The sequence below is a fragment of the Pseudonocardia sp. CA-107938 genome (genome assembly GCF_050936315.1).
Taxonomy (GTDB): Bacteria; Actinomycetota; Actinomycetes; order Mycobacteriales; family Pseudonocardiaceae; genus Pseudonocardia.
In genome coordinates this window covers 6165698-6191448 of the sequence record NZ_JBNJNA010000001.1, presented here as the reverse complement: position 1 = coordinate 6191448, position 25751 = coordinate 6165698, and the positions used below count along the sequence as shown (strand labels likewise).

Genomic DNA, 25751 nt, shown 5'->3' with positions numbered 1-25751 from the left:
GCTCGGATCACTAACTAGACCGGTCGTCATAGTTTGAGTTACGGTGACGCCATGGTTCGCCGTACCGACACCCGGCAGCGGATGCTCGACTCCGCAGCGGAGCTGTTCCACCAGCAGGGCTACCACGCCACCGGGCTCAACCAGCTGGTCGCCGCGGGCGGCGCGCCGAAGGGGTCGCTCTACTTCCACTTCCCCGGCGGCAAGGAGCAGCTGGCGGCCGAGGCCGTCCGGCAGTCCGGAGCGCAGCTGTGCGAGCTGCTCGCGGTGATCGTGGCGAACGCGCCCGACGCCGCGACGGCGATCCGGAACGTGATCGACGCGCTGGCGGCCGCCCTGACGGAGTCGGACTTCCAGCGCGGGTGCCCGCTCGCGACCGTCGCGCTCGACGCGGCGGGGGAGAGCGAGATGATCCGGGAGGCGTGCGCCGACGGGTACCGGTCGTGGCACGCCGTCATCGAGGACTACCTCGGCAGGCAGGGCGCCGTCGAACCGGCGCGGCTCGCCACCGTCGCACTGGCCGCCATCGAGGGCGGTCTGCTGCTGGCCAGGACCCTGCGCGACACCGCGCCGCTGCACGCGGTCGCGACCCATCTCCAGGCCACGATCACGGAGGAGCTGTCCTGATGCGCGTCCACCACCTCAACTGCGGAACCATGCGCCCGCTCGGCGGCCGGCTGGTCGACGGCCGGCCCGGGCTGTTCCGGCGGGCCACGACGATCTGCCACTGCCTGCTGCTGGAGACCGACACCGGGCTCGCGCTGATCGAGACCGGCGTGGGTTCACCCACGGTCGATCGGCCCGCCGAATGGCTCGGTGCCGGGTTCATCCGGCTGGCCAACCCGGTCAGCGACGACGCGCTGTCGGCGACCACGCAGATCCGCGCGCTGGGCCTCGACCCGGCCGACGTGCGCGACATCGTCGTGACCCACCTCGACCTCGACCACGCCGGCGGGCTCGTCGACTTCCCGCACGCGCGGGTGCACGTCAGCGAGCGCGAGCTGCAGGCGCTGCAGAACCCCGTCGACGACGCGGAGCGCCGGCGCTACCGGCAGATCCAGTTCGCCCACGGCCCGCGCTGGCAGAGCTACCGCGCGGCGGGGGAGGAGTGGTTCGGGTTCGCGGCCGTCCGCGAGCTGGAAGGGCTGCCCGGCGTCATGCTCGTCCCGCTCGCCGGCCACACCCGCGGTCACGCCGGGATCGCCGTCGACACCGGCGACGGCTGGCTCTTCAACGCGGGCGACGCCATCTACGCCGAGACCCAGCTCGACGCCGAGCGACCGCACCTGCCGCCGCTGATGGCGTTCTTCGAGTCGCTCATGCAGACCGAGAAGGCCGCCCGACTGGACAACCAGCGCCGCCTCCGCGAGCTCGTCGCGGACCACGGTGACGAGGTGACCGTCTTCGCGGCGCACGACAGCGTCGCGTTCGACCGGATCAGCCGGGCGAGCAGGATCTGACGCCGACCGTGCTCAGGCGTTCGCGACGGACGCGGTCGCCGTCGACCGGACGACCAGCAGCCCGGTCGCGGCCCACAGCACGTCCCAGACGACGACGGCCGCCAGTGCCAGTGGGGCCGGCGGTCCGCCGGTGATGATGAGGATCGGCGTGGTCGGCACGATGATCCAGATCCCGACCGCGAGCGGGAGGAAGCGCTGCCACCCGTGCCACAGGCGCGCGGCGACCACGCCGGCGACGATCATCCCGATCCCGGACAGCAGCGGGGCGATCCCGAACAGGACGTCGCCCAGGCCGGGGTCGGCGGGGTAGACCAGTTCGGCCACGACGAGCACCACCTGCCCGACCGCCGCAGCAGCGAGCCCGGCGCGGCCGACGCGATGTGCCCCGATCACGCCGAACAGCGCGACGACGACGGCGAGTTCCCCGACGTGCAGGACGGCCTGCGCGACGCTGCCCCAGCTCGGCGCCCACCCCGCGATGGCCGCGAGGCCGTAGCCGACGCCGAGCACGGTCACGACGACGCCGAAGCCGCCGATCCCTCGAGTGGTCTGCGGTGTCATCGCTGTCTCCTGCCGTCGAATCACTAGAGTGTTCACTAGTGGAGATACTAGTGAGCACACTATTAGGGTGTCGGCGTGGGTGCTGTCAAGAGAGGTGTTGCCGGCCTGAGCCGCAAGGAGAAGGCCCAGGCCACCCGGCGGCGCATCCTCGACAGTGCGCTGGCGGCCTTCACCGAGCGCGGCTACAGCGACACGACCGTCGAGGCCGTGGCCAGGGACGCCGGCGTCGCCGTCCAGACCGTGTACTTCACGTTCCGCACGAAGGGTGACCTGCTCCAGGCCACCTACGAGCACGTCGTGCTCGGACCCGACGCCCTGCACCCGCACCAGACCGAGTGGTGGCGCACGGTCGAACGGACCGACGACGTCGCCGTCGCGGTCCGGGCTCTGGTCGAGGGCACCGTCGAGCTCCTCGAGCGTGCCGCGCCGCTGGTGTGGGCCGTGCTCGGCGACTCGACGGCCCGCGCGGCCTACGAGCACAACGAGCGGCTGCGCCGCGACGGCAACGACCACCTAGTCCGCGTCCTCGCCGAGAAGCATCCGCTGCGGCCCGGCCTCGCGCCGAGCGCCGCCCGGGACATCCTCCTCGTGCTCACCGGGCCGCAGCTCTACAGCCAGCTCACCCGTGAGCTCCACTGGAGCCGGAGCGCCGTCGCGGACTGGATGACCGCCGCCGTCCTGCGCGAGCTGTTCGCCGTCGACGCGCTGTAGCGCCGAGTTGCACGCCGGGGGCAGTGCGGGCATGGTGGAACCGTCTTAGCTGGTTCCAACGACTGGAGGTCTCATGCTCCGCCCCGTCGACGACGTGCAGGAGTTCGACGCTCGCGCGACCGATGCCGATCTCGACGACCTGCGCGCGCGGCTGGCTGCGGCGCGGTTGCCGGAGGCCGAGACCGTGGCACCCGGGCCCGGTCGGTGGGACCAGGGGGTTCCGCTCGCCGACCTCGTCGACGTCGTGGACCACTGGCGCACCGGGTACGACTGGCGGTGGTTCGAGGACCGCCTCGCCCGCATCGGCCAGTTCCGCACGACCGTCGACGGCCTGGGGATCCACTTCCTGCACCGGCGATCCCCACGCGGCGACGCCACGCCGCTGGTGCTGACGCACGGCTGGCCGGGCAGCATCGCCGAGTTCGTCGACGTGGTGGACGAGCTGGCGGATCCGCCGGATCCGGGCGCGCCGGCGTTCCACGTCGTCGTCCCGTCGCTCCCGGGTTTCGGCTACAGCGACAAGCCCGCCACCACCGGATGGGGGACCGAGAAGATCGCGGCTGCGTGGGTGGAGCTGATGGGGCGCCTCGGCTACCACGAGTTCCTGGCCCACGGCGGCGACTGGGGCGGGAACATCACCACGGTCCTCGGCGGGCGGTTCCCGGAGCACGTACTCGGCATCCACTCGACGTTCGCGGCGGGACCGCCCGGGATGACGACGGACGGGTTGACCGCCGTCGAGCGCGCGTGGGCCGAGGAGACGCACCACTTCTGGCGCCACCGCGCGGCGTACGCGAAGCAGCAGGCGACGCGGCCGCAGACCATCGGCTACTCGCTCGTCGACTCGCCGGTCGGGCTGCTCGCCTGGATCCTCGACAAGTTCGCCGAGTGGTCGGACACCGCGGACAGCCCGTTCGAGACCATCTCCCGCGACCGGATCCTCGACGACGTCACCCTCTACTGGCTGACCCGGACCGGTGCGTCGGCGGCCCGCATCTACTACGAGAGCCACAACTCGCTCGACCCCGAGCTCCGGGTCGACGTCCCGTCCGCGATCACCACGTACCCGCGCGACATCGAGAAGTACCCGCGCCCGTGGGCGCAGGAGCGGTACCGGCAGATCGTCCGGTGGCGGACGCCCGACACCGGCGGACACTTCCCGTCGCTGGAGGTGCCCGACTACTTCGTCAACGATCTGCGGGAAGGGCTCGCGGCCGTGCTGGCGGCTCGTCGGTGACCCGTCCGCGGCGGCCGGCGTTGAAGCGCGCCTTCTTCTGCCGGTTCCCGCACGTGTTCATGTCGCACCACCGGCGGGTGCGGCTCTGGCTGGTGTCGAAGAAGGCGGCCCGGCAGGTCGGTGACGCGCACAGGGCCAGCTTCCCGTCCCGTTCGCCGGCGATGATGCTGATCGCATCGGCGGCGATCACGCCGAGCGCGTCCTCCACCGAGTCGAGCAGCCATCGACGTTCTCCGGCCGGGGTGAGGACGGCCGAGGCTCGACCCCGGACGCTGCAGTCGTTGATGACGTCGACCGCAGGCACGGGGAGCGGGTCGCCGGTCGCGGCCGCCGTTGCGGCAGCGTGGACGGACTCCCGCAGCTCACAGGCGCGTTCGAGCTGGGCGGTGGTGCAGGAGTCCACGGCGAGGCCGCTCACCGCCAACCAGTCGACCAGTCGCTGCGGGGTGGGGATGCGTTCCACGGGGTTGCCCCGACGCTCCGACAGCGTTCCCGTGAAGCTGGTCGCCAGCACGGTGCCGAGGCGGAAGTCCGGGAACCGAGCAGGCATTGAACCAGCTTAGCCGGTTACGGTTGAGCGCTGTGTGACACCGCCGCCGCCGACCTAGGCTGGGGGCGTGCCCGCCTACCTCGCCGTCGACCTGGGCGCGGAGAGCGGGCGGGTGCTGCGGGGGGAGTTCGACGGGGAGCGCATCGCCGTCGAGGAGGTCCACCGCTTCGCGAACGTCCCGATCCGCCGACCCGACGGGCTGTACTGGGACATCGACGCGCTCTACGCCGACGCCCTCGACGGCATCGCGAAGGGCGCCGGCCGCGGGGCCCGCAGCGTCGGGGTGGACGCGTGGGGCAACGACTTCGGCCTGCTCGACGACGCGGGCGCGCTGCTCGCCACGCCGTGGCACCACCGCACGTCCCGCACCGCCGGGATGGTCGAGCGGCTGCTGAGCCGGGTGGACGCCGACGAGCTGTACGCCGTCACGGGGACCCAGTTCCTCCCCATCACGATGGCCTGCCAGCTGCTCGCGATGCAGGGCTCGCCGGCACTGGCGCAGGCGCGGCGGCTCGCCACGATCCCCGACCTGTTCGCGTCCTGGCTGAGCGGCCGGCCGGTCGCCGAGCAGACCATCGCCAGCACCGGGCAGCTCTGGGACATCCATCGGGGGCGCTGGGCGGCCCCGGTGATCACGCGGCTCGGGCTGCCCGAGTGCCTGTTCGCCACGGAGATCGTCGAGCCCGGCACACCCGTCGGTCCGTCCCGGGTCGACCTTCCGGCCGAGCTGGGGGTCGTCGCGGTCGCCGGGCACGACACCGCCTGTGCCGTGGCGGCGGTGCCGGCCGAGCGGGAGACGTTCGCCTACGTCTCGTGCGGGACGTGGTCGGTGGTGGGCCTCGAGCTGCCGCGGCCGATCACCACACCCGCGGCCCGGCTCGCCCGCTTCGGCAACGAGGTCGGCGTCGGCGACACCGTCCGCTTCCTCAGCAACGTCAACGGGCTCTGGCTGCTGCAGGAGTGCCGCCGCACCTGGACCACTGCAGGGGAGGGGCCGAGCTACGCGGCGCTGGTCGCGGCCGCCGACCGCGCGCAGCCCTACCGGAGCCTGATCGACCCCGACCACCCCAGCCTGCTCGGCGCCGGCGACATGCCGGCGCTGATCGCGGCCCGGTGCCGGGCCACCGGCGAGCAGGTGCCCGGTACGCAGGGCGAGGTGGTGCGGTGCGTCCTCGACAGCCTGGCCTGCAAGTACCGGTGGGTCCTCGACCAGGCGGCCGCGCTGGTGGGACGCCCGGTCGACGTGGTCCACGTCGTCGGCGGGGGAGCGGCCAACTCCCTGCTGTGCCAGCTGACGGCCGACGTCACCGGCCGCCCCGTCGTGGCCGGCCCGGTGGAGGCCACGGGCGTCGGGAACCTGCTGGTGCAGGCGATGGCGGACGGCCGCCTCGACGGCCTCGCCGACATCCGCGCCGTGGTGCGCGCGTCGTTCCCGCTACGGAGCCACGATCCGGCCGGTCGGCGCGGGGCGGCGGAGGACGCCTACGGGCGGTTCCGGAGGCTGCTCGCAGATCCCGGGGCGTCGGCCCTGTGATCCACCGGCCGGATGTCGTTGATCATGGGCAAAACGTCGCTCCGCAAGATCGAAGTACAACGTTCTGCCCATGATCAACACACGCGCCCTCGGGCCGCCGTCGCGGCGTGCCAGGACCGGGGGGACGTGGGCAGCGGTCAGGCCACCCGCACGACACGGGACCGGGGCGGACTCGGTGGGGCCCCGCGCGGGAACAGCCAACTGGCGCTGATCAAGGGCAAAGTGTTGCTCGTTGATCTCTGCGGACGACGTTTTGCCCTTGATCACCGCCAACCCCGGCCCCCAAACCCCGGCGACGACCGCCCCGATCGCCAACGCACCTCGTCCGCGCTCGTGCGACACTGGATGACAAATAGTGACAACTTCTGCTACAACGGTGCGGCACTGCAGTACACGGTGAGTCGGGCGGATGGTCGTCGATGTTGATCGCAGAGCGGCGCCGCCGCATCCTGGAGCACGTCCGCATGCGCGGGTACGTGTCGTTCCACGACCTGGCCGACGTGGTCGGCATCTCGGAGTCGACGGTCCGCCGGGACCTGCGCGTCATGGTCGCGGAAGGCCTGCTCACGGCCACGCGCGGCGGTGCCGGCCGGCTCGACGGCGCAGCGCGCCCGCCCGCATCCGCGCCGGTCGGTGCCGCTGACGACCCGGTCGCGGCGGCGCGCTCGGCGATCGCCGGCCGAGCTGCCGAGCTCGTGGCGCCCGGCACCGCGATCCTGCTCGGCCCGGGCCGCTCGACGGCGGAGACTGCGCGCCACCTCGCCGAGGTCGAGTCACTCACCGTCGTCACCAACTCGGTCCCCGTCACGAACGAGCTGCTCGACGCGGAGCATATCGATCTGATCATGGTCGGCGGCACCCTCCGCCGCTCGATCAACGCCTTCGTCGGGCCCCTCACCGAGCAGAGCCTGCAGGGCCTGCGGGGCGCGCAGGTCTTCGTGTCCGGCGACGGCGTCACGGTCGATCGCGGCCTGACCACGCCGAACGTGTTCGCCGCCGCCACCGACATGGCGCTCGTGGCGTCGGCACAGCAGGTCATCGTGCTCGCCGACCACACCAAGATCGGGCGCGACACGATGTGCCAGACGGTGCCGACCGACCGGATCGACATCCTGATCACGGACCCGAACGCGGACCCCGCCACGCTCCGCGCGCTCGTCGCGGCGGGTGTCGAGGTGCTGGTCGCCGACCCGGGCTGACCAGACCCGACCTGGAATCATCTTCCAGGTATTGACACTTCATGAACGAAGTCGCCTAATAGTGCCTGCGATCGCGTCAGAAGCGATCACAACTTGGCAGCAGTGGGGCTGCGGCAGCCGTGCGCTGCGGAGCCCCGGCATGCGCCGAGATCGGTTCCGCGAGCGAAGGGAACGTCCCTGATGCATCGGTCGAGGCGGCCACTCACCAGAACTGCCGGGATCAGGACGGCGGGCGCCACCGCGGCGCTGCTCCTGCTCACCGTCGCCTGCGCGCGGCCCGCGGAGGCGCCCGCGGGTCCTGGTGGCGGCGCCGGCGCGGGGCAGCAGGTGCAGTCGACGACCGGGGCCGGCGGCAAGCTCTGCACGGCCGACACCTACAACGGCGGCGTGCCCAAGCTCGACCTGAAGACGACAACGGTCGGCTTCGCGCAGTCGGAGAAGGAAGCGAACCCGTTCCGCATCACGGAGACGGAGTCGATCAAGGACGAGGCGGCCAAGCGCGGCATCAAGCTGGTCACCACGAACGCGCAGTCGGACCTCAACAAGGAGATCGCCGACATCCAGAGCATGATCGCCCAGGGCGCCAAGGTGCTCATCATCTCGCCGCTCAACTCCGAGGGGCTCGACCCGGCTCTGAAGGCCGCGCAGGACGCCAAGGTCCCGATCATGACGATCGACCGCCTGCTCACGTCGAAGACGGCGTGCACCGACTTCATCGGCTGGATCGGCTCCGACTTCGTCGAGCAGGGCAAGCGCGCGGCCGACGCCATGATCACCGCGACCGGTGGTACGGGGAACGTCGCGATCCTGCTCGGTGCGTCCGGCGTCAACGTCACGGTCGACCGCACCCAGGGCTTCAAGGACCAGCTGGCCGCGAAGAAGTCCGGGCTGAAGGTCGTGGCCGAGCAGACGGCGGACTTCACGCGCGAGAAGGGCCGGGCCGTCACCGAGCAGCTGATCTCCGCCAACCCGGACATCACCGCGATCTACGCCGAGAACGACGAGATGGCGCTGGGCGCGGTCGCGGCGCTCAAGGCGCAGGGCAAGCAGCCGGGGGCGGTGAAGATCATCACCATCGACGGGACGCAGGGTGCCGTGCAGGGCATCGTCGACGGCTGGATCGCGGGCGTCATCGAGTCCAACCCGCGCTTCGGGCCGCTGGCCTTCCAGGCGCTGGAGGACTTCTACGGCGGCAAGGGCGTGCCGGCGAAGACGATCATCTCCGACAAGGAGTACACGAAGCAGAACGCGCAGTCGGAGCTGGCGAACGCGTACTGACCGGTCGGGGATCGCCGTGACGGTCGAGGTGAGTGCGGTCAGCAAGCACTTCTCCGGGGTGCTCGCCCTGGACGGGGTGTCGCTCCAGCTGCGCCCGGGGGAGGTGCATGCGCTCGTCGGGGAGAACGGGGCCGGCAAGTCGACGCTGATCAAGATCATCACGGGCGTCCACCGGCCGGACGGCGGCGTGGTGCGGCTGCACGGCCGGGAGGTCGAGTTCGCCGCGCCGCGCGACGCCCAGGCTGCCGGGATCAGCACCATCTACCAGGAGCTGAACCTCGTCCCGCAGATGAGCGTGGCGCGGAACCTGTTCCTCGGCCGCGAGCCCGTCAACCGGTTCGGGCTGATCGACTTCGCCCGCATGCACCGCGAGGCGCGGGACGTGCTCGCCCGGTACGGCGTCCCCGTCGACGTCCGGCGCACCCTCGGCGAGCTCGGCGTCGGCGTCCAGCAGATGGTGGCCGTGGCCCGGGCCGTGTCGACCGAAGCCTCCGTCGTGATCATGGACGAGCCGACGTCGTCGCTCGAACCCCGTGAGGTCGACCGCCTCGCCGAGGTGATCGGGATGCTGCGCGCCGACGGCATCGCGGTCCTCTACGTCACGCACAAGCTCGACGAGGTGTTCCGGCTCGCGCAGCAGGTCACCGTCCTGCGGGACGGGCGTCGCGTGCACACCGGACGGGTGGCCGACACCAACCGCCTCGGTCTGGTCGCGATGATGCTCGGCCGCCGCGTCGACGACGTCCGCGAGCACGGGCTCACCCGGTTCGGCGAGGCGGGCGAGGGCCCGCAGGGCGACCCCGTGCTGCGGGCCGTCGGACTGGCCCGGCGGCACGCGCTCGCCGGGGTCGACGTCGACGTCCATCAAGGCGAGGTGGTGGGGCTGGCGGGGCTGCTCGGGTCGGGCCGCAGCGAGACGGCCCGCGCGCTGTTCGGCGTCGACCCGCTCGACGCCGGCCGCATCGACGTCGCCGGCGTGCCGGTGCGGCGCTGGTCGCCCGCCGCCGCGATCGCGGCCGGGATCGGGCTGGTGCCGGAGGACCGCAAGGCCGAAGGGATCGTGCCCGGACTGTCGGTGCGCGACAACATCGTCCTCGCCGCGCTCCCGCGGCTGGCCCGCGCGGGCTTCGTGTCCGACCGGCGCTGCGACGAGATCGTGGACGTGTTCGTCCGCCGGCTCCGCATCAAGATCGCGAGCCCCGACCAGCCCGTCCGCGACCTGTCCGGGGGCAACCAGCAGAAGGTGCTGCTGGCCAGGATGCTCTGCCTGCATCCGCGGGTGCTGCTGCTCGACGAGCCGACCCGCGGCATCGACGTCGGCGCGAAGGCCGAGATCCAGGCCCTGATCGACGAGCTCGCGCGCACCGGGCTCGGTGTCGTGCTGATCTCCTCGGAGCTGGAGGAGGTGGTCGAGGGTGCCCACCGGGTGCTCGTGCTGCGCGACGGCGCCCTCGTGGGCGTGCTCACCGGTGACGACATCAGCGAGCGCCGGATCATGACCACGATCGCGGGGGCGGCCGATGGCTGAGACCGCCGCCGCTGCCGCTCCCGCCCGGACCGCCGTCGTCCTGCGGCGCATCTCCGACCACGGCGTGTACGTCGCCCTCGCCCTCCTGCTGGGGTTCAACCTGCTGTTCACGCAGAACTTCGCGACCGTCGCGAACCTGCGGCTGCAGCTCGTGCAGGTCGTGCCGATCGCGATCGTGGCGCTGGGGATGGCGCTCGTGATCGCGACGAAGGGCATCGACCTGTCGGTCGGGTCGAGCATGGCGCTCGCGGCGGCGGTCCTCCCGCTCTACCTCGGGTACGGGCCGTGGCCCGCCATCGCGGTGGCAGTGGCGGTCGGCGGGCTCGTGGGGCTCGTCAACGGCACGGTGGTGGCGGTCTTCGGGGTGCAGCCGATCATCGCCACGCTCGGCCTGCTCGTCGCCGGACGGGCGCTCGCGCTCGTGCTGGCCGACGGTCGGCTCGTCGAGATCTTCGATCCCACGCTGGGCTGGATCGGCAACGGCTCCGCCGCGGGCATCCCGGTGACGTTGCTGGTCACGGCCGCGTTGACGGTCGTCGTTGTCGTGCTGGTGCGCCGTGCCACGTTCGGCCGGCGGGTGGTCGCGATCGGCGGCAACCCGACGGCCGCCACGATCGCCGGACTGCCCGTGCGTCGCACGCTGCTGGCCGTCTACGTGCTCAGTGGGCTGCTCGCGGGGCTGGCCGGTGTGGTCAACACCGCCCGGCTCGGCGCGAGCGACCCCTCGTTCGTCGGACTGCTGATCGAGCTGAGCGCGATCACCGCGGTGGTGATCGGCGGCACCCCGCTGGCCGGGGGACAGGTGCGGGTGGTCGGCACCCTCGCGGGCGCGCTGCTGATGCAGCTCATCGCCGCCACGATCATCCAGCACGACCTGCCGGACTCGGTGGCGCGCATGATCCAGGCGGTCATCATCGTCGGCGCGGTGTACGTCCAGCGCGATCGGGGCGGGACATGACCGCCACCGCGCTCGCCCGGGCCGAGCGCCGCGACCGGATCGCCGGGTTCGCCCGCCGCGGCGGGGCCCCGATCGTGCTGGTACTGGTGCTGATCGTCGGCACCGGCGCGTTCGGCAACAGGTTCCTGGCCGCGGGGAACCTCGGCAACATCGCGCTGGACAGCTCCTACCTGGTCCTCATCGCGATCGGGATGACGTTCGTGATCATCAGTGGCGGCATCGACCTGTCCGTGGGCTCGGTCTTCGCCCTCGCGGGTGTGCTCGCGGCGTACGGGGCGCGATGGGGCTCGCTCGCGGCGGTCGCGCTCCCGCTGGTGGTGTGCGGGCTCATCGGGCTGGTCAACGGGCTGCTCGTCGGCAAGGCCCGGATGGCACCGTTCATCGTCACGCTCGCCACCCTGCTGCTGGCCCGCGGCCTGGCCTTCGCCGCTTCGCAGGAGGGCAACACGATCTACCTGATCCCGGCCGACCTCGCGCTGACCCGGATCGGGCAGGCGAAGCTCCTCGGGGTGGGCATGCCGGTCGTCGTCGCGCTGGTGGTGTTCGCCGTCGGGCTCGTCGTGCTGGCCCGCACCCGGTTCGGCCAGTCCGTGTACGCGATCGGCGGCAGCCCGGAGGGCGCCGAGCTGATGGGGCTGCCGGTCGCGCGGGTGAAGGTCACCGTCTACGTCCTCAGCGCGCTGCTGGCCGCGCTCGCCGGCATCCTGGTCGCGGCGCAGACGTCGTCGGGGCTGCCGACCATCGGCGAGGGCCGCGAGCTCGAGGCGATCGCCGCCGTCGTCATCGGGGGCACGCTGCTGAGCGGCGGCGCGGGCGGGCTCGTCGGCACGCTCGCCGGCGCGCTGCTGCTCAAGGTCATCCAGAACGTCATCAACCAGGTCGGCACGCTCGACGCCTACTTCCAGCAGCTCGTCAGCGGGGTGTTCCTGCTCGTCGTCGTGCTGATCCAGACCCGGCTGAGCAGACGACGCACCGGAAAGGGGAGCCCTCCGTGACAGGCATCCGCGTGGCGGTGGTCGGCACCGGCGACTGGTGGGGCCGCCAGCACGCCATCGCGTTCTCGTCCCGCGACGACGCGGTGCTGTGCGCCGTCGCCGGTCGCACACCGGAACGCACGCGGCAGCGCGCGCGGGAGTTCGGCGTGGCGGCCTACACCGACATCGACGAGATGCTGGATCGCGAACGCCCCGACCTGGTGTCGGTGTGCCTGCCCAACGAGGGGCACTTCGCGCCGACGCTCCAGATCATCCGGGCCGGGTTCCCGCTGCTGGTGGAGAAGCCGCTGGTCTTCGACCTGGCGCAGGCCGACGTGCTGCTGGCCGAGGCCGCGGAGCGCGAGCTGTTCTTCGCGATCAACTTCAACCACCGCTACGCCCGTCCGCTCTGCCTGGCCGCCGAGACGATCCGCGACGGGCGGCTCGGGCAGCTGACGTTCGCCGCCTGGCGCTTCGGCGGCGAACCCGGCACCAGCAGCAACCCGCACGCCAACCTGATCGAGACCCAGTGCCACGGCCTCGACCAGCTCGAACACCTCTGCGGGCCGATCGTGTCGGTGATGGCGCAGATGAGCGACGCCACGGGCCGCGGCTACTCGACGTTGGCGGTGGCCCTGGAGTTCGCCGGCGGTGCCGTCGGCTCGCTGGTCGGCTCCTACGACTCGTCCTACGCCTACCCGGGCACCCACCACCTGGAGATCAACGGGCTGGACGGGCGGATCCTCGTCGAGGACACGGTGCGCCGCTTCACCTTCACTCCTGCCCGCAACGAGATCAGCCAGGTCTGGCAGGCCGGCTACTTCAACGACCGGGACCGCGGCTTCCACGCCACGTTCGACCGCCACCTCGACGAGCTGATCCCCGCGTTCGTCCAGGGCGCGCCGCCGCCGGTGCACGCCGAAGCGGGTCGCCGCGCACTGCAGCTGGCCCACGCGATCATCCAGTCGTTCGAGACGGGGACGCGCGTGGCCACGCCCCCGTCCGACGGCGGGGCGGGGATCGCAGCAGGTCCACTCAGCCGCCGCGGGACTGCATGATAATCGACCAGTTATCATGCACCGGTGAACGACGAGAACGAGCCGGGACCGGTCGGCGAGGTCGTGTTCGGGGACGGCACCGTGGTGCGCGGCCGGGGACGGCGGCAGCCACTGCCACCGGGTCCGGCGCCGCAGTTCGGCCTGTACCTCGGTAGCCCACCCGATCGAGCAGGGCGGGCCTGGCTCCGGCGCCGCCCGTTCCGCACCGACTGGCCCGCCGAGTGGATCGACTGGCCGGACTTCCGCACCCCCCGCCGTCCCGCCGAGGCCGCCGAGCAGATCGAGCGCGCGTTCGAGCTGGCTCGCTCCGGCACGCGGGTGGAGGTCGCCTGCGGGGGCGGGAACGGCCGCACCGGCACGGTCCTCGCCTGCATGGCGACGCTCGCCGGCGAGCCGCCCGAGACCGCCGTCGCGTGGGTGCGCGCGAACTACCGTCGGCACGCCGTCGAGACCCGGGCGCAACGACGCTGGATCGAGTGGTTCGCCGCGCGGGACCGATGAGGGAGTCGACCGGCCCGGCGGTCCGTGTGGTCGAGGTGGCCACTGCGCAGATCGAGCGCGCCGCCGCTCGGTGGCTCGCGCGGTTCACCTCGCACCACACGCGCCGCGCATACGTCGCGGACCTCACCTCGTGGCTGTCGCACTGCGCCGGGACGGGCGTGGACCCGACCCTCGCCGGACCCGACGACGTCGACGCGTGGCGGCGCAGCCTGGAATCCGCCGGTCAACGGCCCCGTACCGTCGCCCGCCGCCTCGCCTCCGTCGCGTCGTGGCACCGGTTCCTCGTCGCGGAGGGGCTGCGCACGACGGCGCCGGAGGTGGCGCGGCCCCGTGAGGTCGACGGGCCGCGCTCCACGGTCTCGAGGGAGATCGTCGACCGGCTGCTCGCGGCCGCCGCCCCCGATCCCGCCGCGACCGCGCTCATCCAGCTGCTCGCCAGCACCGACCTGCGGGTCTCGGAGCTGCTCGACTGCGATGTCGAGGACCTCGGTCAGCACCGGGGGCGGGCAGTCCTGCGCATCGCCGGCGGCCCGGTCGAGCTGACCGCAGCCACCGTGCGCGCGATGCGCGCGCACCTGCGCGACCGGATCAGCGGGCCGCTGTTCCGCACCGGCACCGGAGCACGGATGACGCAGCCCACGGCATGGCGACTCGTCCGCCGGGTGGCCCGGCAGGCCGACCTGCCGGATCCCGACGCGGTGAACCCGCGGAGCCTCCGCGCCGCGTCCGTTCCCTGATCATTGAAGGGGGGGCGCCGGCGCCGGCGTGATCATGGCGCGCCGGGACCGCGGGATCACCGACTGCCCTTCCGGCGTCCGATCTCCGCCAGAGATGGGCCGGCCGGCGGGCCAGGGTGAAGGTATGACGACGCCGACCTACACCGTCCACGCCATCCCCTCCGACGAGCTGGCGCAGCTGCGGCGCACCGGCCGCGACGTCGCCGGAAACGCGCCGCAGCCGTTCGCGGCGACCGGTTCGCCGCTGCGCTGCTGCCTCCGCCCGGCCACCCCGGACGACGACGTGGTGCTGATCTCGCACGCGCCGCTGCGGGAGCAGTCGCCGTGGCGGGAGGTCGGTCCGGTGTTCGTGCACGCGGGGCCCTGCCCCGGCTACGACGAGGGCTCGGGCCTGCCGTCCGAACTGCGCACCGGGCCGCGCGTCCTGCGCGGCTACCACAGCGACGGCTCACTGGACTACGACGCGATCCGCACCGTCGGCGAGGGTGAGGACATCGCGCCCGCGCTCGACGAACTGCTCGCCGTGCCCGGGCTGCGGGAGGTGCACGTCCGCTCGGCGACCGCGCAGTGCTTCACCTACCTCGTACGTCCCGCCTCTGCCTGACCGGCTGGGGCGACCTGCGTCAGCCAGGCGCCGGGCGAGGTGACCGCATCGCCGGCTCACCACCTGGGCTCGTCGGTCGCGGCGCCAGCACCGCGGGGGCGAGCCGGGTCAGCTCGTCGAGCAACCGCCCGGCGGCGGGCGAGCCGGCGCGCCCGACCGGCAGGCTGACCGCGATCTCCCGGTCCAGCGGCGGGTCCAGCGGGAGCGTGGTGATGTCGTCGCGCCGGTGTGCGGCCAGGGCGAGGTCGGGGAGGACGGCTACGCCTTGCCCGGCCGCCACCATGGCCTGCATCAGGACGTAGTCGTCGGTCACCTGGTGGTGCAGGACCGGGCGGAACGACTCGCGGGCGCAGTGGCGCAGGAACCGCTCCTGGCAGACCGGGCACCCGGCGAGGACGGGGGTCGACCCGAGGTCCTGCACCGCGACGACGTCCTGGCCGGCCGGCACGTGTGCGGCGGGCAGGGCCACGACGGCGGTGTCGCGTCCGAGGACCGTCACGCCGGCGCCCCGGGGTGGCGCGTCGTGGAACGTGATCGCCACGTCGACCGCACCGTCCTCCAACGCTGCGAGCGCCTCGGGTGGCTCGGCCTGCCGCACCTCGACCCGTAGGTCGGCGTCGGCGAGCGCGGCGACGGCGTCGACCAGAAGGGTTGCGCAGGCGGTCGGGAACGCGGCCACCCGAAGCCGGGGGACGTGGCCGCGCGCCAGGTCGGGCAGGCCGTCCCGGGCAGCGGTCAGGGTCGCCGCGACGACCGAGGCGTGCCGCGCGAGCACGACTCCCGCGGCGGTGAGTCGGACACCGCGTCCGTGCCGCTCGACCAGGACGCACCCGGCGGCCCGTTCGAGTCGCCTGATGTGCTGGCTGACGGCCGGATGCGTCCAGCCGAGCTCACGGGCCGCCGCGGACAAGGAGCCGGTGCGTTCGACGAGGTGCAGGACGACGAGGCTTCGCGGGTCCAGGTCGAGCAGCGACATGTCACGAATCCTGACAGGTGATGCAACGAACTCGGCATTCTCCTTTCGTATGAGGTGGTCGACCCTGGACGTCATGGAACTCATCGGGGTCCTCGGCGGCATGAGCTGGGAGTCGACGGCGGAGTACCTGCGCCTGCTGAACGAGGGCGCTCGCGCCCGGCTCGGCGGGCTGCACTCCGCTCGGCTGCGGGTCGCGACCGTCGACTTCGCATCGATCGCGCAGATGCAGGCGGACGGCGACTGGGCCGCAGCGGCCGCGGCGTTGGCGGAGGAGGCGCGGTCACTGGAGGTTGCCGGGGCCGCGTTCGTCCTGATCGCGACGAACACGATGCACAAGGTCTACGACGAGGTCGCGGCCGCTGTCACGATCCCGGTGCTGCACCTCGGCGACGTCACCGCGGCGGCGGTCACCGAGTCCGACCTGACGTGCGTCGGCCTGCTCGCCACGAGCTACACGATGGAGCAGTCGTTCTACCGCGACCGGCTCGCGGTGCACGGCGTCCGATCGCTCGTCCCGTCCGCGCCGGACCGGAACGAGGTGCAGCGGATCATCTACGACGAGCTGTGCGTGGGACGGGTCGAGCCCGCGTCCCGCGACCGCCTGATCGCCATCTCCCGGTCGCTGGTCGCCGCCGGGGCCGAGGGCATCGTCCTCGGGTGCACCGAGCTCGAGCTCAGCATCGCCCAGGAACACCTCGACGTGCCGGTCTTCCCGACCACGACGCTGCACTGCGAGGCGGCACTCGACCGCGCGCTGGGGCTCGCCGCGACGTAGTACCGCCGCCGTGGCCGGCACCGATCAGGAATCCGCCGCCGGATCGTCTGTTCCGGTGTCCCAGCACACCGGTGGAAGGATCGACGACCATGACCGACGCCATACCGACGGGCGCCGACGAGGCCACGTTCATCGCGGCGGCGCGCTCCGGGGACACGGCTCGGTTCGCGCTCCTCACGGAGCGCCACCGGCGTGAGCTGCACGTGCACTGCTACCGCATGCTCGCCAACTACGAGGACGCCCAGGACATGACGCAGGAGACGTTCCTCCGGGCGTGGCACAAGCGGGAGTCGTTCCAGGGCCACGCTGCGCTGCGGACGTGGCTGTACCGCATCGCGACGAACGCCTGCCTCGACTTCCTCGACCGGCGCAACTCCCGCGCACCCGTGCCGTCCACCGTGGCGGACGCCGGATCCGAGGTGCTGTACCTGCAGCCGTACCCCGACCGCATGCTCCCTGAGGACCCGCAGGAGTCGGTGCTGGCCCGGGAGACGATCGAGCTGGCGTTCATCGTCGCCGTCCAGCACCTGCCGCCGCGGCAGCGGGCGGTGTTCATCCTGCGTGACGTCCTCGGCTGGCCGGCGGCGATGGTGGCGGACTCACTCGGGTTGACCGTCGCGTCGGTGACCAGCGCGCTGCAGCGGGCCCGCACGACGATGCGCGAGCAGCTGCCCGACCGCCGTCTCGACTGGCGCAGCCCCGCCACCCACGAGCTGTCGAACGACGAGCGCGGCGTGGTGCGGGCGTACATCGACGCCCACGAGCGCAACGACCTCGCCGGCCTCACGTCGCTGCTGCGCGCGGACCTGCACTTCGTGATGCTGCCCGAGCGGGGCACGTCGGTCGCGACGGCGAAGGACGCGGTGGACGGCTGGGTCACCGGCGGGCTCTTCCAGCGTGGCCACGACGACTGGCGCGGCGTCCCCACGACGGTCAACCGCATGCCCGCCGCCGCCCTCTACCTCCGCGCGCCCGACGACCCGGAGCACCGGTTGTTCGCGGTCTCGGTCCTCCGCATCGTCGACGGGGCGATCGCCGAGATCACCGGGTTCGACGCCTCCGACATGCCATGGCTGGGCCTGCCCGCGACGCTGTAGCGACGTTCTGCCCGTGGGTCACCGCCGCGCCGGGGTGCCGAGGTTCGGTGTTCTCGGGGTGGCGGCTGCGCGAGGCTGGTGCGGGGCCTGCGGTGATCAAGGGCAGAATGTCGTTGTTCGCGCGGGCCGGGCGACCTTTTGCCCTTGATCACCATCACCGCGTGGGGGCACCGCGGGGTGCGGTGCTCTCGGTGGGCCGGATCACCGCATTCGGGTGGCCGTCCGCGGCCCGGCTCGGGTGCGCCTCGCCGGCGCGGTTCTGCGGTGATCAAGGGCAAAAGGTTGTTGTTCGCGCCGGCTGGGCGACCTTCTGCCCTTGATCACCGCCACCCCGCGCCTCGGAACCGTCGGTGATCATGGGCATGATCCGTGACGGGCGTACTCATCGCCTCGTCTCGTACCGGGTCATCACCACGCCGGCGGGGAACGTCCGCGTCTCCACCAGGTTGAGGTTCACCCAGCTGTCCAGCGCGGTGAAGAACGGCGTGCCGCCGCCCACCACAACCGGGCAGGTGGCGAGCACGTACTCGTCGATCAGGCCGGCCCGCATCGCCGCGCCGGCGAGCGTTGCGCCGCCGATGCTCATCGGGTCGCCGTCCTCGGCCTTGAGCCGGGTGATCTCGGCGACCGCGTCGCCGGTGACCAGGCGGGTGTTCCAGTCGACCGCGGCGATCGTCGAGGAGAACACCACCTTCGGCGTGTCCCGCCAGTTCCGCGCGAACTCGATCTCCGCCTTCGTCGCGTCGGGCTGCTGGTCGCCGGTCGGCCAGAAGGCGCTCATCGTCTCCCACAGCTTGCGCCCGTACAGCGTCAGGCCGGTCGCCTGCTCCTGGTCGAGCCACCACTGGAACAGCTCGTCGCTCGGCGGCCCGCCCCAGCTGATGTCGTCGCCGGCCGCGGCGATGTAGCCGTCCAGCGACACGTTCATGGCGAAGATCAGTTTCCGCATCCGTCAGCCCTCCGTGAGTAGGTCTCCCACGTACAGACGGGTGCTGCGCGGAGAACTGATCGCGGTACGGCGCGTGCACCGGATTCCGGTGCACGCGCCGGTGACTGCTCAGGCCTTCGCGAACGTCGCGGCCGTCTTGCTCTCGAACTCGAGCGCGACGGCCGGTTCGTCGCCGAGGACCCAGGCGTCGTGGCCCGGGGCGATGTAGTAGGTGTCGCCCGGGCCGAGGTCGGCTTCGGTCCCGTCGGCGGCGGCGATGTGCATCCGCCCGGAGACGACGTACCCGAGGTGGGTGGCCTGGCAGCTCTCCGTGCCGACCAGGGGCTTGATGCACTCCGACCACCTCCAGCCCGGTTGGACCGTGAGGCGGGCGACGCTCGCGTCGCCGAGGTGGACGACGTTCACGGCCGTCTTGTCCGGGGTCCGCGTCTCGTCGGGGCTGTCCATGCTCTTCGTCTCGATGCTTGCCACGGGGATCTCCTCCGTCCTACCGGACACCGATGTCCGGCTGCGAATGGCGCTCGTGAGCATGGGCACATGCGTTTCTGCTGCTCAGGAGCGTCTCCTGTGGTGTGTGCGAGCCCTCGGCACGCTACGCCCTGACCGCGGACGCAAACCTTACGAAGCGGCAACGGTGACCCTTGTGGCGTCCGATCAGGGGCAGGCCGCCCCTCGATCCCCGACCGTGGAGACGTGCTTCTGATCCCGGTGATGGTGGCGGCTGCCGCCGTGCTGCGTTCGTCGATGACGGAGCGCCGCCACGGCACTCCACGCGGCGATGACCACGTCATCGCGCTGACGCGGATCCGTCGGGGTCGCGCATCGATCAGCCGGTGTGGATCCGCACGTGCGCGGTCATGCCGGGCAGGAGGGCCAGCCCACGGGGGTCGGTGATCGTCAGGTGCACGGGGACGTCCTGGGCGGGTCGTTCGAACGCCCCGGTGGACGTAGCGGCCGGTAGCGGCTCGGTGGCGGTCGCGGTGCTGTCGCGGATCTCGGCGACGGTGCCGTCGAGCGCCGTCGCCGGGTAGGCGTCGACGGTGATCGTCGCGGGCTGGCCCGGGCGCAGCCGTGTCGCGAGGCCGGCGTCGATGTGTGCCACCACCCGTACCCGGGAGAGGTCGGTGGCGACGGCGAGCCGGGTGCCTGCGGTGACCCAGGTACCCGACGACACGTCCGTCGTGACGACCGTGCCGGCTGCGGGTGCCCGCACGACGGCGCGGGCCCGCGCGAACCCGGTGTCCATCTCGATCCGGCCCACCGGCTGATCGGCGCGCACGGTGGTGCCGCTGCTCAGGGACCACTCGACGAGGGTGCCGCTGGCGGGGGCGCGGATGGGCAGCGCGACGCCGTCGATGCGGGCGTCGTCGGACACGACCCAGTCACGCGAGCCGACGATCGCCACGACGCCGGCGCTCGTGGCGGCGAGCGCGAGCACCGCGGGCACGGCGACGAGCACTCGCCGGGCGCGCTGCGGCAGCGGCCCCTGCCGGCGATGCAGCGTCGCTGCGGCGAGCCCGAGCGCGACGAGCGTGGTGACGAGCACGACGGCCACGTCGCGCAGCAGCGTCGAGGTCACCAGCGACGTCGACCCGACCTCGTGCAGCGCGTCGATCGCGTAGGTCAGGGGCAGGGCGTCGCTGAGGTGCTGTAGCCAGTCCGCCATCTGCTCCCGCGGCACGAACAGCCCGCCCAGCAGGACCTGCGGCATCACGACCGCGGGCATGAACTGCACGGCCTGGAACTCGCTGGTCGCGAACGCGCTCGCGAGCAACCCGACCGCCGTGCCCATGACCGCGTCGAGCACCGCGACGCCGGCGACGATCCCGGCGCTGCCCGGCGTCTGCAGGCCGAGCGGGCCGTAGGCGACCGCGCACGTGACCCCGGCCTGCACGGTCGCGGCGAGGGCGAACGCGATCCCGTAGCCGAGGAGCAGGTCGAGCTTCGCCAGGGGAGTGGTGAGCAGCCGCTCGAGGGTGCCGCTGGTGCGCTCGCGCAGCATGGCGACGCTGGTGACGAGGAACATCGTGGTGAAGGGAAAGACCCCGAGCAGGGCGAGCGCGAGCCGGTCGAAGGAGGGCCGCGAGTCGATCATCTCGTGGGTCAGCGCGAGCAGCGCACCAGGCACCACCAGCAGCAGTGCGACGGTGCGGCGATCGGCGCGCAGCTGCGTCAGCACCCGGCCGGCCGTCGCGACGACGATGCGCGGGTTCACCGCCCGCGCCCCTCGACCAGCCGCAGGAACGCGCCCTCGATGTCGGCCGCCCCGGTGCGTGCCTTCAGCTCGTCGGGCGGCCCGACGGCGACCACTCGGCCCTCCCGCATGAGCAGGAGCTGCTCGCAGCGGTCGGCCTCGTCCATGACGTGGCTGGAGACCAGCAGGGTCGTGCCCGCCCGAGCGAGCTCGTGGAACAAGGCCCAGAGATCGCGTCGCAGGACCGGGTCGAGCCCGACCGTCGGCTCGTCGAGGACGAGCAGCTGCGGCCGTGCGACCAGCGCGCACGCCAGGGAGACGCGGGCCCGCTCGCCTCCCGACATCGTGCCGACGACCTGGTCCGCGCGGTCGGCGAGGGCGACGTCGGCCAGCGCGGCGTCCGCGGCCGCCCGATCACGGCCGTAGAGGGTGGCGAAGTACCGCACGTTCGCCCGGACGGTCAGGTCGATGTACACCGACGCGGCCTGGGTGACGTAGCCGATGCGGCGCCGCAGGTCGGCGGCGCCGGCCGGCCGGCCGAGCACCGTGACGCTGCCCGCGGTGATCCGGGCGATCCCGACGATGCTGCGCATCAGCGTGGTCTTCCCGCACCCGCTGGGGCCGAGCAGCCCGGTCACCTGCCCGGCCGGCACGTCGAAGCTCACCTGGTGCAGGATCCGTCTCCTGCCCAGCTCGACCACCAGATCGCGGACGTCCACGGCCGCGGCGTGCACGCGTCGATGATCGAGGCTGCGGGACCCGCGCGGCAGGGCCGTTCAGGCACGGTCGCACCGGCTGCGCTGCTCGCCATGGCGTGGTTCGCCGTCGATCTGGGGTACGGGTCGAGGTCGAGAGCCCGGCTACCTGCCGGGGCGAAGGCGTGATCTGACCGTCGGAGTCGCCGTGCAGCACGCGGACCCGTCGCGGGGATCCTCCGCCTCCTGGGACCAGGCGGATCGGACGAGATCACCCGGCCGACGAAACGGCGGCGACGGCGGGTCGCGCAGCTGCGACGGCGCTCAGTCGCTGCAGGGTGTCGAGGTGTCCGTCGAAGGGGGTGTCGGACGGCTGGGTCTGGACCACGACCTCGCCGGCCCAGGCGCGGGCCGGGTCCCGGTCCCACCGGTCGAGCAGCGATGCGGCCGGTTCTCCCGCCGCGAGCATGCGGCACGCGGCCACCCGTCCTTCGGTGGCGGCGGTCCGGTAGCGCGCCAGCCCGGCGGCGGCCTGGTCGTCGGGGCGGCCCGAGAGGATGCCGATGCCCCGTGCCGCGGCTGCGTCGATGCCGTCCGGTGATCCGGTCGCCCACCACAGCCGTCGTCGCAGGTCCGGCACGGCAGGGACGAGCGTGGTCTCCTCGAACGCGCGACACACCTGGTCGATCACCGCGAGGCAGTCGTCGTGTCGGCGGGCGTGGTCGCGCCCGAACCGGGCCGAGGCCGCAGGATCGTTGCCGGCGCCGAATCCGAGCTCGAGCCGGCCGCCGCTCAGGGTGTCGACGACGGCGGCGTCCTCGGCGAGGCGGACGGGGTTCTCCAGCGCGGCGGCGATCACCGCGGTCCCCAGCCGGATCTTCGACGTCCGTGCGGCGATCGCGGCCAGCATGACCAGTGGTGAGGGCAGCAGACCTCCCGCGGCCGGGGTGCGGTGCTGTGCCACCCAGAAGGACGCGAACCCGAGCTCCTCTGCCGCGATCGCGAGCTCGACGGTCTCGCGGTACACGTGCGCCGGCCCGCCGGTGCCGGCGACGTGCACGAGGTAGCCCACGGGCAGCCCGGCCAGGGTGAGCCCGTTCTCCCGCTGCGGGCGGGTCTCCGTAATGGTGATCACGCGACGTCTGGTCGTGCCGAAGGGGTCCTTGGTTCCATGGGTTCCGGGACCGTCGGTGAGGGGCATCCCGGCGGAGCCCGGCGTAGATCTCACACACCGTTCATCGCGGTTGAGAGCGTCTTGGACACCGCTGGTAACGCGGGATTCTCCGATTCGTCCCACCGTCGCCCTAGCTTCTGCTGACTGTGAACCCGCCGCGGACGAGCGACCCCGACATCACCGCCTGGGCACTCGCCGCCGGGCAGGGCGACCGGGCCGCGATGGAGCGGTTCATCCGGGCAACCCAGCACGACGTGCTGCGCTTCGTGGCCCACCTCTACGACCGCGCATCGGCCGAGGACCTCGCCCAGGAGACCTACCTGCGCGCCCTGGGCAGCCTGCACCGGTTCGAGGGCCGGTCCCCGGCGCTGGTGTGGCTGTTGTCCATCGCGCGCCGGACCGTCGCGGACCACATCCGCGCCGTGCGGATCAGGCCGCGCAGCGTCGATCTCCCCGAGTGGGAGTCCGTGTCGGAACGTGCCGGGTCGACCGCCGGCCCGGGGCTCGACGATGCGATCGCGCTCGCCGACCTGGTCAGATCGCTGCACCGCGACCAGCGGGAGGCGTTCGTCCTGACCCAGGCCATCGGGCTCTCCTACGCCGACGTCGCCGTGATCTGCAGGTGCCCGATCGGCACCGTCCGCTCCCGGGTCGCCAGAGCGCGCGAAGCGCTGATCACCGCCCTCCACGAGCGCGATGACCAGCGCGCCGGCGAGTCGGCCAGCTGAAGCCGGCCTGCTCAGCCGCCCAGTGGCTCGTCGGCGGTCCGTCGCTTGCGCAGCTCCTGCAGGCCGAGGTCGGAGAGCAGGAACAACACCAGCGTCACACCGAGCACGGGCAGGAACATCCCCGCCGCGACGGCGACCAGGCCGACGGTGAGCACGGCGCCGGGGCCGGGTCGCTGGTTGCCGCCGGGCGATCCGGCGACCCCGCCCCCGGTCGGACGCCGCAACCACCACATGCGATAGCCCCAGATGACCAGGCAGATGATGCCGAGGGCCAGCACGGCCAGGATGACCTGGTTCGCGAGCCCGAACAGCAGGCCCATGTGCGCATCGATGCCCCAGCGGGTGAGCTTCGCCGCGAGCGGCCACTCGTCGAAGGACAGGGTGTCGGTCACGGTCGCCGTGCCGGGGTCGACGGCGACGGCGTCCTGCTTCTCCGGCCAGCTGCGCTGGACCTGCTTGACGACCCAGGCCTTGCCGTCGGCGCCGGGCGTGATGGCGACGGGATCGGACAGTCCGCTCGTGCGCGCCGCCGCGAGGACGCGATCCGCCGTCGACCCTTGAACCGCCGGATCGGTGGAAGCCGGCAGCGCGGACGCGGGGAGTGCCTTGCTGACGGAGGGCGTCGACCAGTCGAGGGCGGCACGCAGCGCGCTGACGTTGGCGCCGGCGAACTGCGACCAGGTCAGGCCGGTCGCGGACAGGAACAGCATGCCGATCGCGGCCCAGAGACCGACCGAGCCGTGCCACGACCGCAGGCGGGTCCGGCCCGATGCCGAACCCTGGGGGAGCAGGGTGCGCCTGATCCGGCTGCGCCGCCGCCGCTGCACGACCCACAGGGCGAGCCCGGAGAGGGCCAGCACACCCAGCCAGCTGGCCGCGACCTCGCTGTACACCTCACCGACCGTGCCGAGCAGCAGGTTGCGGTGCAGCTCGTCGAGCCAGGCCCGCACGGGCAGCCACTCCCCGGACGTGTCCAGGACCGCGGTGACCTGGCCGGTGTAGGGATCGACGAACGCGGTCCGCCTGTTGCCGTCCGCGACGCCGGCGGCGTCGAAACTGACGCGGGTCGTGCCGTCCGCGGTGCTGGGTGGGCGGATCTCGGTGATCGTGGCGTCGGGCACCGCCCCGACGGCCGCCGTGATCTGGTCGCGCAGGGGCACCGCGGCGGTGCCCACCGTCGGGACGGTCAGCGCGTCGCGGTGCACGAGCTGCTCGAGCTGCGGGGTGAGCGTGTACAGCAACCCGGTGATGGCCGCGACCAGCAGGAACGGTCCGACGAAGATCCCCACGTAGAAGTGCAGGCGCAGCACGAGCGGGCGCAGCCCCCGCCACCACCAGTTGCGGGTGCGCCGGCCGGGGTCGGCCACGACCGCGGGTGCAGCGGACACGGGCGGATCGGCGTCGAGGGTTTCGGACACAGGACCTCCGTCGGCGATGGTCGACCCACCGGATGGGCGGGCGGAGAAGGACGTGATGACGGGCGGCCGGACTCAGAGCATGGCGACGAGCGATGCGGCCATCCCGATGCTCATCAGGACGTGACACCACGCGTCGGTGCGCGGTCCGACGAGGTGCACGAGCCGGGTGGAACCGGGCCGGACAGCAAGGGCCACAGCCCCGTCCGCCGTGCCGACCGGACCGGACGACTCGGGCTCGCTCGGCACCGCGCGAACGGCCCGGCGGGCCCACGACAGTCCCGCCGCAGCGAGCAGGACGATGAAGACCCAGCTCGTCACGACCGTCCAGACCGGCGCGGGGGAGCCCATCGCGGCCGACGACTCCAACGCGGCGGCAGGTACGTGCGCATCGTGCCCGGCGTGCCCGCCGGCCATGGAGCCCATCTCGGGCATGCCCATCAACTGGGGCATGGCCGCCACCATCCACACCATCGAGGCGCACACCACCATGTGGTAGAGGCTCGAGGGCAGGCCATGACCTGCGGAACGGGCGACCGCCCGGCCGAGGAACCAGAGGGTGAGCACACCGAACAGCAGGAGCTGGACGATCCCGCTGCCGCTGCTCGGCCCTCCCGTCCAGCCGAGCGCCATCGCGATCATCGCGATGCTCATGAGCAGGTGTGACAGCTCGGCGAGCCGGTCACCACCGGGTCCGACCTCGCCGACCAGCAGCGAGAGGCGAACGAGGGCATAGCCGCCGACCACCAGGAACACGACGGTGAACGGCACGGTCACGGCAATCGATGTCAACACGTCTCCTCCTGCTGCGGTTGCTACGAAGGGTCGTGCGCAACCGCGCGGAGGTTCCCGCGATCGGGC

The 25751-nt window shown here is 72.5% G+C and carries 27 protein-coding genes; 17 read left to right on the top strand and 10 right to left on the bottom strand.

What is annotated here, in order from left to right:
- The first annotated feature begins 51 nt into the window (after window positions 1–51).
- Together ACQEVB_RS30665 and ACQEVB_RS30660 are read left to right on the top strand one after the other, a co-directional pair.
- On the top strand, window positions 52–624 hold the full coding sequence (locus tag ACQEVB_RS30665; protein ID WP_432978843.1) for a TetR/AcrR family transcriptional regulator: 573 nt from the start codon (window positions 52–54) through the stop codon (window positions 622–624).
- The gene (locus ACQEVB_RS30660) at window positions 624–1457 is read left to right on the top strand and encodes an MBL fold metallo-hydrolase (protein WP_432978840.1); all 834 of its coding nucleotides are present in this window, start codon (window positions 624–626) and stop codon (window positions 1455–1457) included. Before ACQEVB_RS30665 ends, ACQEVB_RS30660 begins: the two co-directional genes overlap by 1 nt.
- 12 nt (window positions 1458–1469) lie before the next feature.
- Here ACQEVB_RS30660 and ACQEVB_RS30655 read toward each other — a convergent pair whose 3' ends face one another.
- A complete protein-coding gene (locus ACQEVB_RS30655; protein ID WP_432978837.1) occupies window positions 1470–2018 on the bottom strand; it encodes a hypothetical protein in 549 nt (182 codons plus the stop codon).
- 75 nt (window positions 2019–2093) lie between these two features.
- On the opposite strand from ACQEVB_RS30655, the gene ACQEVB_RS30650 reads away from it, so the two are divergent.
- Entirely contained in the window at window positions 2094–2729 is a 636-nt protein-coding gene (locus ACQEVB_RS30650) for a TetR/AcrR family transcriptional regulator (protein ID WP_432978834.1), read from the top strand.
- 73 nt (window positions 2730–2802) lie between these two features.
- Window positions 2803–3966, top strand: coding sequence for an epoxide hydrolase family protein (locus tag ACQEVB_RS30645; protein WP_432978831.1), 1164 nt, complete (start codon window positions 2803–2805; stop codon window positions 3964–3966).
- Here the strand turns inward: ACQEVB_RS30645 and ACQEVB_RS30640 are convergent.
- Window positions 3917–4516, bottom strand: a complete 600-nt coding sequence (locus ACQEVB_RS30640) for a CGNR zinc finger domain-containing protein (RefSeq protein WP_432978828.1) — start codon at window positions 4514–4516, stop codon at window positions 3917–3919. The genes ACQEVB_RS30645 and ACQEVB_RS30640 overlap by 50 nt on opposite strands.
- Window positions 4517–4583: 67 nt before the next feature.
- Here ACQEVB_RS30640 and ACQEVB_RS30635 point away from each other — a divergent pair, with 67 nt between their 5' ends.
- The 10 genes from ACQEVB_RS30635 (at window position 4584) to ACQEVB_RS30590 (ending at window position 14887) form a co-directional block, all read left to right on the top strand.
- Window positions 4584–6050 carry a rhamnulokinase gene (locus ACQEVB_RS30635; protein ID WP_432978825.1) on the top strand — a complete coding sequence of 489 codons (1467 nt, stop codon included), beginning with the start codon at window positions 4584–4586 and terminating at the stop codon, window positions 6048–6050.
- Window positions 6051–6469: 419 nt separating this feature from the next.
- A complete protein-coding gene (locus ACQEVB_RS30630; protein ID WP_432978822.1) occupies window positions 6470–7249 on the top strand; it encodes a DeoR/GlpR family DNA-binding transcription regulator in 780 nt (259 codons plus the stop codon).
- Window positions 7250–7429: 180 nt separating this feature from the next.
- Window positions 7430–8527 (top strand): ABC transporter substrate-binding protein, encoded by a 1098-nt coding sequence (locus tag ACQEVB_RS30625; RefSeq protein WP_432978819.1) that lies wholly within the window; start codon window positions 7430–7432, stop codon window positions 8525–8527.
- A gap of 10 nt (window positions 8528–8537) precedes the next feature.
- Window positions 8538–10055: a sugar ABC transporter ATP-binding protein gene (locus ACQEVB_RS30620; protein WP_432980671.1), complete on the top strand. Its 1518-nt coding sequence runs from the start codon at window positions 8538–8540 to the stop codon at window positions 10053–10055.
- Entirely contained in the window at window positions 10048–11013 is a 966-nt protein-coding gene (locus ACQEVB_RS30615) for an ABC transporter permease (protein WP_432978816.1), read from the top strand. Before ACQEVB_RS30620 ends, ACQEVB_RS30615 begins: the two co-directional genes overlap by 8 nt.
- Entirely contained in the window at window positions 11010–12008 is a 999-nt protein-coding gene (locus tag ACQEVB_RS30610; protein ID WP_432978813.1) for an ABC transporter permease, read from the top strand. The genes ACQEVB_RS30615 and ACQEVB_RS30610 overlap by 4 nt, the downstream gene beginning before the upstream one ends.
- A complete protein-coding gene (locus ACQEVB_RS30605; RefSeq protein WP_432978810.1) occupies window positions 12005–13045 on the top strand; it encodes a Gfo/Idh/MocA family protein in 1041 nt (346 codons plus the stop codon). The genes ACQEVB_RS30610 and ACQEVB_RS30605 overlap by 4 nt, the downstream gene beginning before the upstream one ends.
- 24 nt (window positions 13046–13069) lie before the next feature.
- Complete coding sequence (locus ACQEVB_RS30600; protein WP_432978807.1) at window positions 13070–13546, top strand: protein-tyrosine phosphatase family protein; 477 nt, start codon at window positions 13070–13072, stop codon at window positions 13544–13546.
- Window positions 13543–14283 (top strand): tyrosine-type recombinase/integrase, encoded by a 741-nt coding sequence (locus ACQEVB_RS30595; protein WP_432978804.1) that lies wholly within the window; start codon window positions 13543–13545, stop codon window positions 14281–14283. The genes ACQEVB_RS30600 and ACQEVB_RS30595 overlap by 4 nt, the downstream gene beginning before the upstream one ends.
- Window positions 14284–14407: 124 nt before the next feature.
- Window positions 14408–14887, top strand: a complete 480-nt coding sequence (locus tag ACQEVB_RS30590; protein WP_432978801.1) for a DUF1203 domain-containing protein — start codon at window positions 14408–14410, stop codon at window positions 14885–14887.
- 19 nt (window positions 14888–14906) lie between these two features.
- Here the strand turns inward: ACQEVB_RS30590 and ACQEVB_RS30585 are convergent, their stop codons facing one another.
- Window positions 14907–15863: a LysR family transcriptional regulator gene (locus ACQEVB_RS30585; RefSeq protein ID WP_432978798.1), complete on the bottom strand. Its 957-nt coding sequence runs from the start codon at window positions 15861–15863 to the stop codon at window positions 14907–14909.
- A gap of 73 nt (window positions 15864–15936) precedes the next feature.
- On the opposite strand from ACQEVB_RS30585, the gene ACQEVB_RS30580 reads away from it, so the two are divergent.
- Both ACQEVB_RS30580 and ACQEVB_RS30575 read left to right on the top strand, forming a co-directional pair.
- Window positions 15937–16638 carry an aspartate/glutamate racemase family protein gene (locus ACQEVB_RS30580; protein WP_432978795.1) on the top strand — a complete coding sequence of 234 codons (702 nt, stop codon included), beginning with the start codon at window positions 15937–15939 and terminating at the stop codon, window positions 16636–16638.
- 89 nt (window positions 16639–16727) lie between these two features.
- Window positions 16728–17735: an RNA polymerase subunit sigma-70 gene (locus ACQEVB_RS30575; RefSeq protein WP_432978792.1), complete on the top strand. Its 1008-nt coding sequence runs from the start codon at window positions 16728–16730 to the stop codon at window positions 17733–17735.
- 382 nt (window positions 17736–18117) lie between these two features.
- Here the strand turns inward: ACQEVB_RS30575 and ACQEVB_RS30570 are convergent, their stop codons facing one another.
- From ACQEVB_RS30570 to ACQEVB_RS30550, 5 genes are all read right to left on the bottom strand, one after another.
- Window positions 18118–18684, bottom strand: coding sequence for a dihydrofolate reductase family protein (locus ACQEVB_RS30570; RefSeq protein WP_432978789.1), 567 nt, complete (start codon window positions 18682–18684; stop codon window positions 18118–18120).
- A 108-nt stretch (window positions 18685–18792) separates the two neighbouring features.
- On the bottom strand, window positions 18793–19155 hold the full coding sequence (locus tag ACQEVB_RS30565) for a cupin domain-containing protein (protein WP_432978786.1): 363 nt from the start codon (window positions 19153–19155) through the stop codon (window positions 18793–18795).
- A gap of 355 nt (window positions 19156–19510) precedes the next feature.
- Window positions 19511–20899, bottom strand: coding sequence for an ABC transporter permease (locus ACQEVB_RS30560; RefSeq protein ID WP_432978783.1), 1389 nt, complete (start codon window positions 20897–20899; stop codon window positions 19511–19513).
- Window positions 20896–21612 (bottom strand): ABC transporter ATP-binding protein, encoded by a 717-nt coding sequence (locus ACQEVB_RS30555; protein WP_432978780.1) that lies wholly within the window; start codon window positions 21610–21612, stop codon window positions 20896–20898. Before ACQEVB_RS30555 ends, ACQEVB_RS30560 begins: the two co-directional genes overlap by 4 nt.
- A gap of 232 nt (window positions 21613–21844) precedes the next feature.
- Window positions 21845–22708 (bottom strand): LLM class flavin-dependent oxidoreductase, encoded by an 864-nt coding sequence (locus tag ACQEVB_RS30550; RefSeq protein WP_432978777.1) that lies wholly within the window; start codon window positions 22706–22708, stop codon window positions 21845–21847.
- Window positions 22709–22968: 260 nt separating this feature from the next.
- Between ACQEVB_RS30550 and ACQEVB_RS30545 the strand changes: the two genes are divergently transcribed.
- Window positions 22969–23475 carry a sigma-70 family RNA polymerase sigma factor gene (locus tag ACQEVB_RS30545; protein ID WP_432980668.1) on the top strand — a complete coding sequence of 169 codons (507 nt, stop codon included), beginning with the start codon at window positions 22969–22971 and terminating at the stop codon, window positions 23473–23475.
- Window positions 23476–23486: 11 nt separating this feature from the next.
- On the opposite strand, the gene ACQEVB_RS30540 is transcribed toward ACQEVB_RS30545, so the two are convergent.
- Both ACQEVB_RS30540 and ACQEVB_RS30535 read right to left on the bottom strand, forming a co-directional pair.
- The gene (locus ACQEVB_RS30540) at window positions 23487–24893 is read right to left on the bottom strand and encodes a PepSY-associated TM helix domain-containing protein (protein WP_432978774.1); all 1407 of its coding nucleotides are present in this window, start codon (window positions 24891–24893) and stop codon (window positions 23487–23489) included.
- A gap of 72 nt (window positions 24894–24965) precedes the next feature.
- Window positions 24966–25682 carry a DUF5134 domain-containing protein gene (locus tag ACQEVB_RS30535; protein ID WP_432978771.1) on the bottom strand — a complete coding sequence of 239 codons (717 nt, stop codon included), beginning with the start codon at window positions 25680–25682 and terminating at the stop codon, window positions 24966–24968.
- Between the last annotated feature and the right edge of the window lie 69 nt (window positions 25683–25751).

Bases quoted from the DNA above. Each gene is read 5' to 3' on its own strand.
- ACQEVB_RS30665 (WP_432978843.1), top strand. From the start codon at position 52: ATGGTTCGCCGTACCGACACCCGGCAGCGGATGCTCGACTCCGCAGCG.
- ACQEVB_RS30660 (WP_432978840.1), top strand. From the start codon at position 624: ATGCGCGTCCACCACCTCAACTGCGGAACCATGCGCCCGCTCGGCGGC.
- ACQEVB_RS30655 (WP_432978837.1), bottom strand. From the start codon at position 2,018: ATGACACCGCAGACCACTCGAGGGATCGGCGGCTTCGGCGTCGTCGTG.
- ACQEVB_RS30645 (WP_432978831.1), top strand. From the start codon at position 2,803: ATGCTCCGCCCCGTCGACGACGTGCAGGAGTTCGACGCTCGCGCGACC.
- ACQEVB_RS30640 (WP_432978828.1), bottom strand. From the start codon at position 4,516: ATGCCTGCTCGGTTCCCGGACTTCCGCCTCGGCACCGTGCTGGCGACC.
- ACQEVB_RS30630 (WP_432978822.1), top strand. From the start codon at position 6,470: ATGTTGATCGCAGAGCGGCGCCGCCGCATCCTGGAGCACGTCCGCATG.
- ACQEVB_RS30625 (WP_432978819.1), top strand. From the start codon at position 7,430: ATGCATCGGTCGAGGCGGCCACTCACCAGAACTGCCGGGATCAGGACG.
- ACQEVB_RS30615 (WP_432978816.1), top strand. From the start codon at position 10,048: ATGGCTGAGACCGCCGCCGCTGCCGCTCCCGCCCGGACCGCCGTCGTC.
- ACQEVB_RS30610 (WP_432978813.1), top strand. From the start codon at position 11,010: ATGACCGCCACCGCGCTCGCCCGGGCCGAGCGCCGCGACCGGATCGCC.
- ACQEVB_RS30595 (WP_432978804.1), top strand. From the start codon at position 13,543: ATGAGGGAGTCGACCGGCCCGGCGGTCCGTGTGGTCGAGGTGGCCACT.
- ACQEVB_RS30590 (WP_432978801.1), top strand. From the start codon at position 14,408: ATGACGACGCCGACCTACACCGTCCACGCCATCCCCTCCGACGAGCTG.
- ACQEVB_RS30585 (WP_432978798.1), bottom strand. From the start codon at position 15,863: ATGTCGCTGCTCGACCTGGACCCGCGAAGCCTCGTCGTCCTGCACCTC.
- ACQEVB_RS30580 (WP_432978795.1), top strand. From the start codon at position 15,937: ATGGAACTCATCGGGGTCCTCGGCGGCATGAGCTGGGAGTCGACGGCG.
- ACQEVB_RS30575 (WP_432978792.1), top strand. From the start codon at position 16,728: ATGACCGACGCCATACCGACGGGCGCCGACGAGGCCACGTTCATCGCG.
- ACQEVB_RS30570 (WP_432978789.1), bottom strand. From the start codon at position 18,684: ATGCGGAAACTGATCTTCGCCATGAACGTGTCGCTGGACGGCTACATC.
- ACQEVB_RS30545 (WP_432980668.1), top strand. From the start codon at position 22,969: ATGGAGCGGTTCATCCGGGCAACCCAGCACGACGTGCTGCGCTTCGTG.